Below are 14,156 nucleotides of genomic sequence, written 5' to 3' on the forward strand. Positions count from 1 at the left end.
ACGACACTTACTGCTACCTGGTTGGGGGTTTACTTGTTGAGCAGGCGGACGTGGTCCGGGGTCAGCTCGGAGACCTTGCTGACACCCAGCAGGGCCATGGTGCGGGCCATGTCCTTCTCCAGGATCTGCAGCGTGCGGTCAACGCCTGCCCGGCCCCCGGCCATCAGGCCGTACAGGTAGGCGCGACCGATCAGCGTGAAGTCGGCCCCCAGCGCGAGGGCAGCCACGATGTCCGCGCCGCTCATGATGCCAGTGTCCAGCATGATAGCTGCGCCGCTGTTGTCCGCGGTGAAGGCCTGCTTGACCTCGGGGAGGAGGTGGAACGGGATGGGTGCCCGGTCCAGCTGGCGGCCGCCGTGGTTGGAGAGGACCACGCCGTCGGCGCCATGGTCCACGACGCGGCGGGCATCTTCCACGGTCTGGATGCCCTTGACCACCAGCTTGCCCTTCCAGGTTTCGCGCAGCCAGTCCAGGTCCTCGAAGGTCAGTGTGGGATCGAACATGGAGTTGATGAGGTCGGCCACGGTTCCGGTGTAGCGGGACAGCGACGCGAACGTGAGCGGCTCGTGCGTGAGGAAGTTGAACCACCAGGCGGGCCGGTAGGAGGCGTCCAGGACGGTCTTGACGGTCAGCGCCGGCGGGATGGTCATGCCGTTGCGGACATCGCGGAGGCGGGCGCCGGCCACGGCGGTGTCCACGGTGACCATGAGGGTGTCGTTGCCGGCCTTGGCGGCCCGCTCAATCAGCTCCAGCGAGCGGTCGCGGTCCGTCCAGAGGTACAGCTGGAACCAGTTGCGGCCGTTCGGTGCCGCAGCCGCCACATCCTCGATGGACGCGGTGCCCATGGTGGAAAGGGTGTAGGGGATTCCGGCGGCTTCAGCGGCCTGGGAACCGGCGTATTCACCTTCGGACTGCATCATCCGGGTGAAGCCAGTGGGGGCGATGCCCACGGGCAGCCGGGAGGGCTTGCCCAGGATTTCGGTGCTCAGATCGATTTTCGAGACGTTGCGCAGGATGCCGGGCCGGAACTCGATGTCCAGGAACGCCTCCCTTGCGCGGCGGAGGGTGATCTCCCCTTCGGCAGCGCCGTCGGTGTAATCAAAGGGTGCCTGCGGGGTGCGGCGCTTGGCGATGTCGCGGAGTTCCCAGACGGTGCTGGCCCGCTTGAGCCGGGCTTCCTTGCTGAACTCGGGCTTCTTGAACTGCATCAGCGGCGCCAGGTCCGAGTACTTGGGGATCCGGCGCTTCAGGGCTGCCGGCACTGCGGAAGCGGCGGCTGGTCCGGGTGCGGCTGCCGGGATATCGGTGGCATCCGGGGCACGCGTTGTCTCCGGATTATTGGGCTGGATGGTGTGGGTCATGGCGTCCTCCATTGGGCGGCAGGTCCGCGTCCGGGACCTCCTGTGGTCTAACCACACTGTAGGCCATGTGGTTGGACCACATCAAGTACCATGGCCCTATGCGTACGCACCAGCTTGTTTTGTCCTGGATCGAGGCTGAGCTTTCCGAGGGCCGGCTGACCGTAGGCGGCCGGCTGCCCGCCGAGAGGACGCTAGCCGAACAGCTGAAGGTCTCTCGCACATCGGTTCGTGAAGCCATCCGGATCCTTGAGGCCATGGGCGTGGTCCGGGCTGGGGTGGGCTCGGGCCCGGAGGCCGGGACGGTGGTCATCTCGGATCCGACGGCGGCCCTTGGCTCAGCGTTGCGCCTGCACGTTGCCACGCAGCACCTTCCGGTGGCGGACATCGTGGAAACCAGGGTCCTGCTGGAGTCCTGGGCGGCATCGAAGGCAAGTCCGCGGGCTCCGGAGCTGGAGGCGGCCGGCAGGCTGCTGGAGGAGATGGCCGCCGGGGGATTGAATGTTGATGAATTCCTGGCGCTGGACGTCCGGTTCCACCTGGCGCTGGCTGATGCCGCGGGGAATGCCGTGGTCAGTGCGATGATGGGCTCCCTGCGCGAGTCCATCCAGCGGTACGCCGCGCAGCTGACGTCCAACCTTCCGGACTGGGAGGCAACAGCTTCGCGCCTGAAGGCGGAACACCGCGAGATCCTTGCCGCCATCAGGAATGACGACGGCGACCGCGCAGCAAAGCTGGTGGCAGCGCACATCGAGGGGTACTACCGGGAAGCGGGGCTGGGCCTGCCCGTGAGCTCCTGAACGAAGCTGGCGGTCAGCCGTGGACTGCCGTACGGGCAGCCTTGGCGGGACCGGTGCTGGCGCGCACCTCGAGCTTCGGCTGGTAGCGGCTCCCGGGAGCATCGCTTTCCTCGTTGCGGATGAGGGCCCGCAACTGGTGCCAGGCCTGCTCGCCCAGCTCGGTGATGGGAACGGCCGCCGTGGTGAGCGTCGGCGTCGTGTATCTGGCAAAGGGGATGTCGTCGAACCCGGTAACGGAGATGTCGCCCGGGACGTCCAGGCCCCGTTCATGCAGTCCGCTCATCAGTCCCATCGCCACCAGGTCGTTGAAGGCAAGGATTCCCGTGGCGCCGCTTTCCAGCACCGCGTCCACTGCGCCGTGGCCGGTATCGAAGTCCGAGCCGCCTTCAAGCATGGTGACTTCCACCTGCGGATGGGCCGCCTTGAAGGCCTCCAGGCCCTGCAGCCGCAGGTTGTTGGAGGCGCTGCGGGGAGGGCCTGCCAGGAAGGCGAGACGGGTATGGCCCAGTTCCACCAGGTGTTCGGCGATATCCTGCACGCCCTGGCCATAGTCGACCACCAGGCTGGGGACCCCTGCGGCTGCCGTGGTGCGGTTGATCAGGACCAGCGGCCGGAGGGACGGCGCAATCTCCTCCAGTTCGGCGTCGCTCATGCGGGGCGCGCAGAGGACAAGACCGTCGCACCGCCGGCGTGCCTCGCCCGCCAGGATGGTTTCCTCGCTGGAGACCTCGAAGGAATCGGCGATGAGCACGCGGTACCCGTCCTGGGCGGCAGCCCGGCTCAAGCCCCGGAGAATGGCCTGGAAGGTGGGGTTGGCCAGGTCCGGAACAACAATGCCGATGGTGTCTGTTTTGCCCAGCGCCAGGCTTCGGCCCACGGGATTGGGCTGGTACTTCAGCTCGACCGCGGCAGCCCGGACCCGGGCTGCAATCTCGGGGTCAACCGTGAAGTTGCCGTTCATGACGCGCGAAACCGTTGCGTGGGAGACGCCCGCCTTCACGGCAACATCCGCGATGCCGATCCGGCCCGATGCCGATTTCCTGACCATGCGTGGTCCCTTCCTTCGCGCCGCTGCTGCAGGTGGTGGCGCCGTTCCATTGCAGGGCAGGATCCGAACCGGCTGGCGGCGTACTAGTCAATGCATGTAGTGAGTGAAAGCATACAACGGGACGGGAAAGCGATTTCTCTTCTTTTCCCACTTTTCCCGGCCAATTTTCCCGTTCTTTCCCGCTCGCGGGACTGCCATGGACAGAAAACGCTTTCTTCCTGCACTGCCAATGCTTGACGGATGAGCGATGGGATTGATACAACTCATATAGAAGCCTGAGAAAACGCTTTCTCAGACTAGGCACAAAAAGCACCAGATCTTCACCGAACAGCGGCCCATACCGGCCGGATTTGAGTCTTCGAAAGGGACCCCTCATGGTCAACACAGCCGAGTCGACTTCCGCCCCAGAGGCCCGGTCCGAGGTCGCGCCGAGCACCGAGGCTGCAGCCGTCGCAGGTGCACCCGCCCGCCACGGCGGCAAAGCCCGCATTGCCCTGATCGGCACCGGCGGGCGTTCCGAGATGTACATCCGCGCCATTTTCGGCAAGCATGCGGACACCGCCGAGCTGGTGGCATTCTCGGACGTGAACCCCGGACGTGTGGAGTTCTACCAGAAGCTCATCCAGGAACTGGGTGCGGCGGGTCCGGTCGCATCGTTCGATCCCGCCGACCTCACCGCCTTCATCCAGGCGAACACCATCGACCGCGTCGTGGTGACCACCCCTGACTACACCCACGCCGACTACATCGTGGAGGCATTGCGCGCAGGTGCCGACGTCGTCGTCGAAAAACCCCTCACCATTGATGCCGAAGGCTGCCGCCGCATCACCCAGGCCGTGCACGAGACCGGACGCAACGTGGTGGTCACCTTCAACTACCGCTACTCGCCGCGCAACAGCGCGCTCAAGGAGATTATCCAGAGCGGCGTAATCGGCAAGGTCACCTCGATCGACTTCAGCTGGGTCCTGGACACCGTCCATGGCGCCGACTACTTCCGCCGCTGGCACCGGGAAAAGAAGAATTCCGGCGGGCTGCTGATCCACAAGGCCTCGCACCACTTCGACCTGGTCAACTGGTGGATTGACGACGTCCCGGAGCGCGTCTTCGCCTCCGGCGGCCTGAAGTTCTACGGAGACAAGAACGCCGCCGAGCGCGGCCTGGGTCCCCGTCCCGAGCGCGGCACGCCAGATGCCGATGCGCCCGCCACCGCTGAAAAAGATCCGTTCACCCTTGACCTTCGGGAGGACGAGCGCCTCAAGGCCCTCTTCCTGGACAACGAGCACTACGACGGCTACCGCCGCGACCAGGACGTCTTCACCGGCGGCATCACTATCGAGGACAACCTCGCACTCGTGGTGGAGTACCAGGGCGGGCCCCGGCTGAGCTACTCGCTGAACGCCCACAGCCCCTGGGAGGGCTACCGGGTAGCGGTCAACGGCACCGAAGGCCGCGCCGAGCTCGAGGTGGTGGAACGCGCCGCCGTCACGTCCAGCACGGACAAGAAGACCGTGGTGGACCCCAGCGCCACCCCCATCGAGGAAGACGACGCCATCCGGCGCAACGGCGAACGCCTGGTGGTCCAGCGCCACTGGGAAGCTGCCTACGAAGTGCCGATCGTCAACGGCGAAGGCGGCCACGGCGGCGGCGACGAGCTCCTGCTCTCCGACCTCTTCAACGGCCCGGGCGAGGACCCGCTGGGCCGCCCCTCGGGCTACCTGGACGGGCTTCGCTCCGTCTCGGTGGGCATCGCCGGCAACCGCTCCCTCGAGTCATCCCTGCCCGTACGCATCGAGGACCTGGACCTCGGCGTCGACCTCCGCCGCGGCAACTGACTCCTGCCCAGGAAACCAACCGAAGGAATAACCATGAGCAGGATCTTTGTCACGGGCGGCTCCGGCCGCCTGGGCCGCAGCGTTGTGGCGGGGCTCGCCGAAAAGGGCCATCACGTCATCTCGGTGGACCGCGACGCCGTTCCGGCGGACCAGCTGCCCGCCGGCGTCGTTCAGGAAACGGCCGACCTCCTGGCCCCGGGCGAGGCGCTGCGCCTCATCCGGGCCACAACGCCCGACGCCGTCATCCACCTTGCAGCGATAGCGGTACCGTTCAGTGCCCCCGAGGACGTCATTTTCGCCACGAACACGCGGCTCGCCTTCGCGGTGATCAGCGCGGCAACCGAAGTAGGAGTGCCGAAGATCGTCACGGCCAGCAGCCCCACGGTGCTGGGCTACGGTTCGCCGGCGGGCTGGCTGCCGCCGTCGTTCCCGCTGGATGAGCGGACGCCGCCGCGGCCGTGGAACGCCTACGCGCTGTCCAAACTCATCGCAGAGCAGACAGTGCAGACGTTCGCTGCCGCCCAGGGCGAGAAGATCCGCTACGCGGCGTTCCGGCCCTGCTTCGTCATTTCTCCGGAGGAATGGGAAGGCGCCCCGACGCAGCAGGGCCACACCCTGGCCGAGCGGCTGGCCGATCCCGCCCTGTCCGCGCCGGCCCTGTTCAACTACGTTGATGCCCGGGACGTAGCGGACTTCCTGGACCTGCTCCTGGAGAAAATGCCGTCCATCCCCAACGGGGAAACCTTCTTTGTGGGAGCCGCAGACGCCCTGGCCACCGCGCCCCTGGCGGAGCTCATGCCGGGATTCCTCCCTGGAAGCGAGGCCCTCAGCGCAGGACTCACCGGCACCAGCCCCGCCTTCTCCATCGCCAAGGCCCAGGAACTCCTGGGCTGGCAGCCCACGCGAAGCTGGCGCACCGAGCTCAAGTCCACCACACCCCTCAACCACGAGAACTCCGCGCTGGTCACTGCCGGCAGCGGAGCCAAGGAGACACCATGAAATTCGACGGCGTACTGTTCTTTCCCGTCACCCCGTTCACGGCCGAAGGCACTGTTGACGTAGATCTGCTGAAGGAACACATCAGCTCCCGGCTTCCGTTCGGGCCGGGCGGCGTTTTCCCCGCCTGCGGCACCGGCGAATTCCACGCCCTCAGCATTGAGGAGGTCCGCACCGTGGTGGCGGCCGCCGTCGAAGTTGTTGCCGGAAAAGTCCCGGTAGTCGCCGGCGCCGGCGGGCCGCTGGGCCACGCGATTGCCGCCGCCCGCGCCGCGGAGGAAGCCGGGGCCGACGCCCTCCTGGTCCTCCCGCCGTACCTGGTCACCGGCCCCACCGACGGCCTCGTTGCCTATATCGAAGCCGTGGCCAATGCCAGCAGCCTGCCGGTGATCGTTTATCACCGCGGCAACGCCAAGTTCACTGCCGCTTCAATGGCCACGCTGGCTGCCAACCCGAAGGTCATCGGCTTCAAGGACGGGCTGGGAGATGTCGGGCTGGCCCAGGAAATCGTCTCCGCGGTGCGTGCCACCGGGCGGGAGGGCTTCGCCTTCTTCAACGGCCTGCTGACCGCCGAACTGACCCAGGGCGCCTACCGCGGACTGGGGATCCCGCTGTACTCGTCGGCGGCGTTCGCCATGGCCCCCGAGATCGCCAAGGCCTACTACGACGCCTACGAGGCCGGCGACGAGGACCGCCGCAACGCCCTGCTGGAAGGCTTCTACGCACCGCTGGTCCGCCTCCGCGACCAAACGCCCGGTTTCGGCGTTTCGCTGATCAAGGCCGGATTGCGGCTGGGCGGACTCCCCGTCGGTTCCGTGCGCCCGCCGCTGGTGGACCCCACCGAGGAGCAGCTGGTGCAGCTGAAGGCCATCCTCGCCAAGGGCTACGAGCTGGCTGGCCGCTGATGAGCGCCCCCGCGGCTGTTGCCGTCCGCACGGAACCACGCATCACCGGCCTTAGCACCCGGCTCATCACGGTTCCGCTGCGGCGCAGCTGGGGCGTGGAGGCACCGGAAAACCATGTGATCACCACGGAAATCCACACGGACGACGGCGGCGCGGGGCATGGTTTCTCCTGGACCCCCACCATTGGCCCGCAGGCGGTTAAGGCTTTGCTGGATTACGACATCGCACCCTTTATCACCGGGCTGCCCGCCAACCCGGAGACGGTGTGGGACGCCGTGTGGAAACGGCTGCATGAGGCCGGCGGCGGAGGACTGACCACCATCGCGATGGCCGGCGTGGACCTTGCCCTGTGGGACCTCCAGGCATCGCGCGTCCAGACCTCCGTCACCGGACTTTTGGGGCAGCGCCAGGAATCCGCCGAAGTCTACGGTTCCGGTGTGAACCTGCACTACACCCTTGAGGAGCTTGTAGCGCAGACCGAGCGCTGGGTTGCAGCCGGACACCACGCGGTCAAGATCAAGGTGGGCAAGCCGGACATCCGCGAGGACGCCGAACGGGTGGCCGCTGTCCGCTCCGTCCTGGGACCGGACCGGAAACTGATGATCGATGCCAACCAGCGCTGGGACCTGCCCACCACGCTCAAAGCTTTGGACGTGCTGTCCGGCTACGGGCTGGAATGGCTGGAAGAACCCATCCGCGCGGACGACCTGTGGGCCTACCGCAGGCTCCGCAAGCACTCACCGGTGCCGATCGCCCTCGGTGAAAACCTGCACACCATCTACCGCTTCCGGGATTTCATAGAGGCGGAAGCAGTGGACATCATCCAGCCGAACATCATCCGGGTGGGCGGCATCACCCCCTTCCGGCGCATCGTGGAACTTGCCCGGACCAACAGCATCAAGGTCATGCCGCACCTGCTCCCGGAACTCTCCGGCCAGTTGGCACTGACCCTCGCGGAGCCCACCCTGGTGGAGGACGTGGAGGAGGCATCCTTTGAGCAGCTGGGGATCCTGGCAGGGCCGTCGCCGGTCCGGTTCAGCAACAGCCGGGTGACGCTCACCAACCAGCCCGGACTTGGCTTCCGTTTCACCGACGCAGGCTAAGCAGAGCTATCCAGACACGATGAATCCATACCCACAGAACAGGTAATCCACGTGAGAACTGCAACCCTTTCCCTGTCCGAGCTCACGGCCGCCGCAACGGAGGCAGCCAAGATTTCCGCGGCAGCTTCCGATGCTGAACGCGCCGCCTGGCTCACGGCCGTGGCAGACGCCCTTGACGCGAACGCCGCCGAGCTGGTTGAGATCGCCGATTCCGAGACCAGCCTTGGCGCAGCCCGCCTGACCGGTGAAGTAGCCCGGACAACCGGCCAGCTGCGCCTGTTCGCGCGCGTCATCACCGAGGGCTCCTACCTCGAAGCCGTGATCGACCACGCCGACCCCGCCTCCACTCCGCCCAAGCCGGACCTGCGGCGCATCCTCCGGCCCATCGGACCGGTGGCGGTGTTCTCCGCCTCCAACTTCCCCTTTGCTTTCTCGGTTGCCGGCGGCGACACTGCCTCGGCCCTGGCCGTGGGTTGCTCCGTCATTGTCAAAGCCCACTCGGGCCACCTCCGCCTCTCCGAGCGGACGGCGGAAATCGTCGCCGAAGCCCTGCACGCAGCCGGTGCTCCGGAAGGCCTGTTCGCGCTGGTGAGCGGCCGCGAGGTGGGAACGGCGCTGGTCCAGGATCCGGCCATCAAGGCGGTGGGCTTCACCGGCTCCATCCCCGGCGGCCGTGCCCTATTTGACCTGGCCACGTCCCGCCCGGATCCCATCCCGTTCTACGGGGAGCTGGGCAGCCTGAACCCGGTAGTGGTTACCGGGGCCGCGCTGGCAGAGCGTTCCGGGCAGCTTGCGGAGGGCCTGGCAGGGTCCTTTACCCTGGGCGCCGGCCAGTTCTGCACCAAGCCCGGCCTTGTGTTTATCCCGGCCGGAACCGACTTTGCCGCAAAAGTGGCGGCTGCCAGCAAGGACAAGCCTGCCCTGGGCATGCTCACCAGCCGGATTGCCGAGGCCTACCCGGACGGCCTGCGCAGCTTCGCGTCCGTGGACGGCGTGGATGTAGTCAGCGGCACGGTGGACCAGGACGCGGTGTCCGACGGCGCCGCGCCGGTGGTCTTCTCCACTTCCGCCGCAAAGGTCCTGGAGCGCCCTGAGGAACTGCTGGAAGAATGCTTTGGCCCCACCACCATGCTGATCGAGTACTCGGGCCAGGAGGAGCTGGCCGAGGTCCTGGCCAAGGTGCCGGGCAGCCTCACCGCCACCGTCCACGCCCAGCCGGGCGAGGACATCTCTGCCCTGGTGGAGCAGCTGTCAGAGCTCGCCGGCCGCGTCCTCTTTGACGGCTGGCCCACCGGAGTTGCCGTCAACTGGGCCCAGCAGCACGGCGGTCCGTACCCGGCCACCACGTCGCTGTTCACCTCGGTGGGCGCGACGGCGGTCCGCCGCTTCCAGCGTCCGGTTGCCTACCAGGATGCGCCGGAGACGGTCCTGCACCCGGCCCTGCACGAAAGCAACCCCTTGGGCATCCCGCGCCGGGTGGACGGCGAACTCCGCCTCCCCTAACACGCTCTCTCACTTGATGTCGCTTTAAACGAAACGCTCCTTCAGCTCCTGCCGATATTTGGCCGGAACTGGTGGAGCGTTTTCGCGTCGCGGGCCTGGTTTGGCGGGGGAGCGGCATCTGCGGAGGTCCAAAAGGCTGCCTGGCGTGACGCTGTCGTGCGTCCAGCCTGGACGCTCCCTCACTTGAAGCCCGACCGGGGCGACAGGTGAGAGAGGATCGCCGGAAAAGCTGCAGGATCTGATAGAGCGTCTGGCCTAGAGCTGGAGCGTGTCCGGCCGTTCAAGGCCGTTCACGGTGGTGGAAGGCCAGCGGGGATCGACGGTGAGGACCTGCAGGCCGGACGCGGTGAGCTTGACGGTGTCCTCGATCTTGACGCCGGGACCGGACGGATTCCAGGTGAAGGCCTGGCCCAGGACCACGGTGTCGGTGGCGGCGGCAGTGACGCGGGGATCCCGGCCCGCGTAGCCGGCCGGCCCGCCCTGGTGGTGCTGTTCCCACTGGTCTGCGCCGAAGCCATGGCGGGCGTAGGCAGCCTTGATCTCGGCAAAGATCCGGTCCAGCCGGGCGCCCGGGACGGTGGCGTCGAAGATGTCCGCCTCCACCGCGGCGATGCGCGCCTCGGCGTCGCGCTCTTCCGCAGTGCCGGCGTCGAACCTTACCCAGCGGGTGATGTTGGCAACCATGCCGTCCCTGCGGGCGCACACCACTGCCATGGCGCGGCGTCCCAGGGGCGAGTGGGTGGCCAGCGGGTGCCGGAACCCGCTCCGGCTGCTGCCGTTGCACAGCAGGACCAGCGGCTCCGCACCGGCTGCAACCACCCGGGCAGCCAGGGCGGACACGAGCTCAAACTCGGTGGTTTCCGGCCGGGCGGTGGACAGCACGTCCGTCATCAGCGCTGCAACCTCGGCGCTGAGGCTGGCGTACCGGGTGCTCTCGTTGGGGAGCAGCTGCTGGCGGGCCGCGCGCAGCTCAGCGGCGACGTCCGCCTCGGCCAGCGGCACGGCGTTCGTCCCGGGAAGGCCGACGGCGGCGGCGGCTTCATGCAGGTTGCCGTACCAGGGCACGGAGTGCAGGGTGACGCCGGACGGCAACTCCTCGGCCTCGATGCGCCCGGCCTCGTTGTTGAACGTGACCAGGTGGTCGCCCCCGCGGTCCACCAGGAGAGCAGCAATGGGGTCACCGGCCAGGCTGATGTGCACCCGGCTGCCGTCCAGGTACCAGGTCAGGGCGGTATGGGTGGTCAGCAGCAGGGACTCCCGGGCCTTTGCGTCGAGGATGTCCAGCACCCTCTGACGTTTGATGGCGCGGTCCTCCACGGAGGCGGGGGCCGCCCTGCCCGGAAGCAAGGAAGCGTCGGCTGTTGTCTGGGTCATGAACGGTTCCCCTGCTGGTTGATGAGCGCTTCGATGTCGGTTGTGCCCAGGATGCCGTCGGCCACAAAAACGGTGATGCTGCGCTGAACGGGGGTTCCCGGTTCGGCGATGACTGGGGAGTCCCAGGCCAGGGACTGGCCCACTCCCGGGTAGCCGTCCACCCGGACGAACCAGGGGTCCGTGGACCGTTCCGCGGCCACGAACACGAGGGTGGCACTGCCGCCGTCGAACGTTCCTGCCCAGGCCAGCCACGGCGTGACTGAACCGTGCACCTCCGGTTCGCCGGCACCGGACGGCGTCCACACGGTGGCGTCCGCACAGGCGGGCAGGCGCCAGAAGAAGCCGCCGTAGCCGCCTTCAAACCGGCCGTTGGAACCGGGGCTTCCCAGGCTGACTGGTCGGCTGCCGGCGGGGGAGAGGGCGAAGTCCAGGGACAGCCGCCAGGCGGAGGAGCTGAGCCCGGACCAGGCCCAGGTGCGGTCCTCGCGGAGGACCGGGCCGCCGTCGGGCCCGTTCCAGCTCAACTTTTCCTGCAGCCGGCCTTCAGGGCCGTTCGATTGTGCAGCCGTGTCTTCAAAGTGGCTGTCCGTGAGCGTGATGCTGCCGTGGTCCGGGCGCCAGACATACTGGCCGGCTTCGCGCGTGTAGGTCCGGCCGCCCCAGAAGTTGATGCCGTCAACGTCCTGCAGGGCCACGCCGGCACCGAGGTGCCACACGTGGTCCAGCGGCTGGTGGTCCGTTACCACCGTGCCTGCGAGGGTGCGGACGGGGTGCAGGTAGGGGCGCGGCGAGGACACTGCACGGATCCGGCTGCCGTCCTGGTACTCCGCAACCGCCTTGCCGTCCAGGGTGAGAATGCGCACGGGCGGGAGTTTGCGGGCCCACATCACCCCAAGTTCCGCAAAGGTGGCCTGGGCTTTGACTGCCCTTGCGATCACGGCCGCGATGTCCTGGACAACCGGATGGGCGTCGTCGCCCTCGCCCTCCCACGTGGTGTTGCCGGGGTCGATGGGTTGCGGCGCGGGCGCTGTCCGGATAGCTTCCAGCACCGTGGTGAAGGCGCCGGTGTCCGGCAGGGCGCACAGCAGCGGCGCCCCCGTGGAGCGGGCGTCCAGCAGGTTCTCCAACAAGTCGGTCCGGCCGAACGTCTCGCGGCGCTCGCCGTCGGGGGTGCTAATGACCACCTCGTCCTCCGTGTAGAAGAGCGTGACCTCGCCGCGGGTGCCGTGCACCGTGACCGAAGGCCGCTGCTGCCCGGGCGCGCACAGCGTCAGCCCGCACAGCAGGGTGGGGCCGCGTTTGGTGCGGACGCGGATGATGGAGGTGTCGTCGCTTTCGGTGTCGTGGGCCCGGTACAGGTCCGTCTCCACTGATTCGACGTCGGCCATCGTGTGGGCGCCGGCCAGGTGGAGGCCCGTGGCCACCGCATGGGCAAGGGCGTTGGTTGCCACGCCGTCCACCACGTCGATGCCGTCGAGGCTGCGCTTTCCGGCCCAGCGTGAGCGCTTGAAGTAGGCCCTGTTCCGCACCCACTGCCCGGTGGCGCTCAGGCCAAGGACGTCGCCGATCCCGCCGGATTCCACAAGCTCCCGGATAGCCGGCAGCGCGTGCGAGCCCAGGCTTTGGAATCCCACCTGGACCAGCCGGCCTGCGGCTTCGGCGGCGGCCAGGACCTCCCGGAACTGGCCCAGCGAGGCCACCGGCGGTTTCTCTACGTACACGTCCTTGCCCGCTGCCAGCGCCGCGAGGGCCAGCGGAGCGTGCGTTTGGATGGGCGTGGCGAGGATGACGACGTCGACGCCCGGGTCCGCTGCCAGCAGTTGGGCGAGATCGCCGAAGACGGCTACCGATTCCGGCAGGCGTCCCGGAGCCGGGGGATTGGGATCCGCCACGGCGGCGAGTTCAAGGGTGCCGGCTGCTTCGAGCCTGGCGAGGTTGGCGAGGTGCCGTTCACCGAAGCCGTGCACGCCCACCAGGGCGATGCGCGGCATGGCTGCCGGGACGGCGCTTCCCCCGGAGTGGCTTTCGCGTTCCGCGGTGGCGGATTGATCAATCATCAGGAAGGTCCTTGGTAGCTGAGGGGGAGGCTTTTGGGATCATTGGCACCGAGCGAGGCGGACAGGAAGCCGAGTGCTTCCTCCTGCATGCCGACGGTGAACACGTGGCCGCCCGGCCAGAAGCTTCCGGTGTAGGTCCCGGGGCTGTGGAGCGACTCCAGCACCTGGTGGGCGTCACGCATCCCGGCCTCGGGGAAGAGCTGGTCCGCCAGGGCATACTGCACCAGCAGCCTGTCCGCTCCGGACCTGGCTGTGAGGTCCGGCCAGTCACCCAGCTTCCAGAGGCCGGGGGTCTGCAGCAGCCACGAGTGCGCGTCCAGGTAGGAGGGCAGCAGCGACTGGAAGGTGGTCATCATGCAGGTCACCACATAGCTTTTGATGCGGGGACTCAGCGCAGCGAGGGCAAGGGAACGGCCCCCGCCGCCGGAGAATCCGATGCAGCCCAGCCTGTCCTGGTCCACGTCCGGCAGCCCGGCGAGGATCTCGAGTGCGGCCAGGTCGTCGTGGGCCACCATGCCGGCAAGGCTCGTGCCCAGCAGGCCGGCGGTCTTGGCCACGGTGTCCTCGTGGAAGCCTGCGGCGGCGTTGTACACGTCGGCATCGGAAGGCACGACGCCGTCCTCCCGCCACTGTGCCTGCCTCGCCTCCAGCGCCGAGGCCGTCCGCCACGGCGGGACGGAGAGATCGAAGCGGCGGCTGCCCCAGGCGAAGGCGTCATGGGCCAGGACTGCGAAGCCCCGCCGTGCCACGTCCGTGGCAAGGGCGCGGCCGTCGTAATGGCCGGCTTTGGCAGCCTCCGCCGACGGGTGCTGCTCCGGCAGTTCCACCAGCCGGTCCGCCCCGCCGAACTTGTTTCCGCCGTGGCAGTGGAGTGCCAGGATGCCGGGCAGCGGCCCGGAACTGCCGGCCGGACGGATCAGCCAGCCGGTAGTCCGGGGGCCGAAGCCCAACTGCCAGCTGAGCTGGGAGGTGGTGACGCCGTCGTGCGTTTCCTCCCATTGGACCGCCACTTCAGGCTCCTGCTGCGGTCCCGGGACGCCGAGGGCGTCCGCGAGTTCCTGCGCCGCCGGCGTGGCTGCCTGGTAGCGGGGATGGTGCTGGACATAGGCAGGCCAGTCCTCGTAGCCGGCGATGGCGCTGGGCCTGACGGGCCCGCTGCTTTCAGTCACTGGCCTGCCTC

The 14,156-nt window shown here is 67.9% G+C and carries 11 protein-coding genes; 6 read left to right on the forward strand and 5 right to left on the reverse strand.

Annotation, left to right across the window (positions count from 1 at the left end):
- Window positions 1-29: 29 nt before the first annotated feature.
- Window positions 30-1,361: an alpha-hydroxy-acid oxidizing protein gene (locus WHH00_RS02790; RefSeq protein ID WP_406636332.1), complete on the reverse strand. Its 1,332-nt coding sequence runs from the start codon at window positions 1,359-1,361 to the stop codon at window positions 30-32.
- Between the two features lie 98 nt (window positions 1,362-1,459).
- Here WHH00_RS02790 and WHH00_RS02795 point away from each other — a divergent pair, with 98 nt between their 5' ends.
- Entirely contained in the window at window positions 1,460-2,158 is a 699-nt protein-coding gene (locus WHH00_RS02795; RefSeq protein WP_406636334.1) for a FadR/GntR family transcriptional regulator, read from the forward strand.
- 13 nt (window positions 2,159-2,171) lie between these two features.
- Here WHH00_RS02795 and WHH00_RS02800 read toward each other — a convergent pair whose 3' ends face one another.
- Window positions 2,172-3,206 carry a LacI family DNA-binding transcriptional regulator gene (locus WHH00_RS02800; RefSeq protein ID WP_406636336.1) on the reverse strand — a complete coding sequence of 345 codons (1,035 nt, stop codon included), beginning with the start codon at window positions 3,204-3,206 and terminating at the stop codon, window positions 2,172-2,174.
- Between the two features lie 374 nt (window positions 3,207-3,580).
- Here WHH00_RS02800 and WHH00_RS02805 point away from each other — a divergent pair, with 374 nt between their 5' ends.
- The 5 genes from WHH00_RS02805 to WHH00_RS02825 are packed head-to-tail and all read left to right on the forward strand — an operon-like array spanning window position 3,581 to window position 9,545.
- Window positions 3,581-5,038: a Gfo/Idh/MocA family oxidoreductase gene (locus WHH00_RS02805; RefSeq protein ID WP_406636338.1), complete on the forward strand. Its 1,458-nt coding sequence runs from the start codon at window positions 3,581-3,583 to the stop codon at window positions 5,036-5,038.
- 33 nt (window positions 5,039-5,071) lie between these two features.
- On the forward strand, window positions 5,072-6,037 hold the full coding sequence (locus WHH00_RS02810; protein ID WP_406636340.1) for an NAD-dependent epimerase/dehydratase family protein: 966 nt from the start codon (window positions 5,072-5,074) through the stop codon (window positions 6,035-6,037).
- Entirely contained in the window at window positions 6,034-6,939 is a 906-nt protein-coding gene (locus WHH00_RS02815) for a 5-dehydro-4-deoxyglucarate dehydratase (RefSeq protein WP_406636342.1), read from the forward strand. Before WHH00_RS02810 ends, WHH00_RS02815 begins: the two co-directional genes overlap by 4 nt.
- On the forward strand, window positions 6,939-8,042 hold the full coding sequence (locus WHH00_RS02820; RefSeq protein ID WP_406636344.1) for a mandelate racemase/muconate lactonizing enzyme family protein: 1,104 nt from the start codon (window positions 6,939-6,941) through the stop codon (window positions 8,040-8,042). The genes WHH00_RS02815 and WHH00_RS02820 overlap by 1 nt, the downstream gene beginning before the upstream one ends.
- A gap of 51 nt (window positions 8,043-8,093) precedes the next feature.
- Window positions 8,094-9,545, forward strand: a complete 1,452-nt coding sequence (locus tag WHH00_RS02825; protein ID WP_406636346.1) for an aldehyde dehydrogenase (NADP(+)) — start codon at window positions 8,094-8,096, stop codon at window positions 9,543-9,545.
- A 255-nt stretch (window positions 9,546-9,800) separates the two neighbouring features.
- Here WHH00_RS02825 and WHH00_RS02830 read toward each other — a convergent pair whose 3' ends face one another.
- The 3 genes from WHH00_RS02830 to WHH00_RS02840 are packed head-to-tail and all read right to left on the reverse strand — an operon-like array spanning window position 9,801 to window position 14,145.
- Window positions 9,801-10,919 (reverse strand): M24 family metallopeptidase, encoded by a 1,119-nt coding sequence (locus tag WHH00_RS02830; protein WP_406636348.1) that lies wholly within the window; start codon window positions 10,917-10,919, stop codon window positions 9,801-9,803.
- The gene (locus WHH00_RS02835) at window positions 10,916-12,976 is read right to left on the reverse strand and encodes a DUF6807 family protein (RefSeq protein WP_406636350.1); all 2,061 of its coding nucleotides are present in this window, start codon (window positions 12,974-12,976) and stop codon (window positions 10,916-10,918) included. Before WHH00_RS02835 ends, WHH00_RS02830 begins: the two co-directional genes overlap by 4 nt.
- Window positions 12,976-14,145 carry an acetylxylan esterase gene (locus WHH00_RS02840; protein WP_406636352.1) on the reverse strand — a complete coding sequence of 390 codons (1,170 nt, stop codon included), beginning with the start codon at window positions 14,143-14,145 and terminating at the stop codon, window positions 12,976-12,978. The genes WHH00_RS02835 and WHH00_RS02840 overlap by 1 nt, the downstream gene beginning before the upstream one ends.
- Window positions 14,146-14,156: the final 11 nt, after the last annotated feature.

Origin of the sequence: Pseudarthrobacter quantipunctorum (assembly GCF_045291495.1) — a bacterium.
GTDB classification, from domain to species: Bacteria; Actinomycetota; Actinomycetes; order Actinomycetales; family Micrococcaceae; genus Arthrobacter; species Arthrobacter quantipunctorum.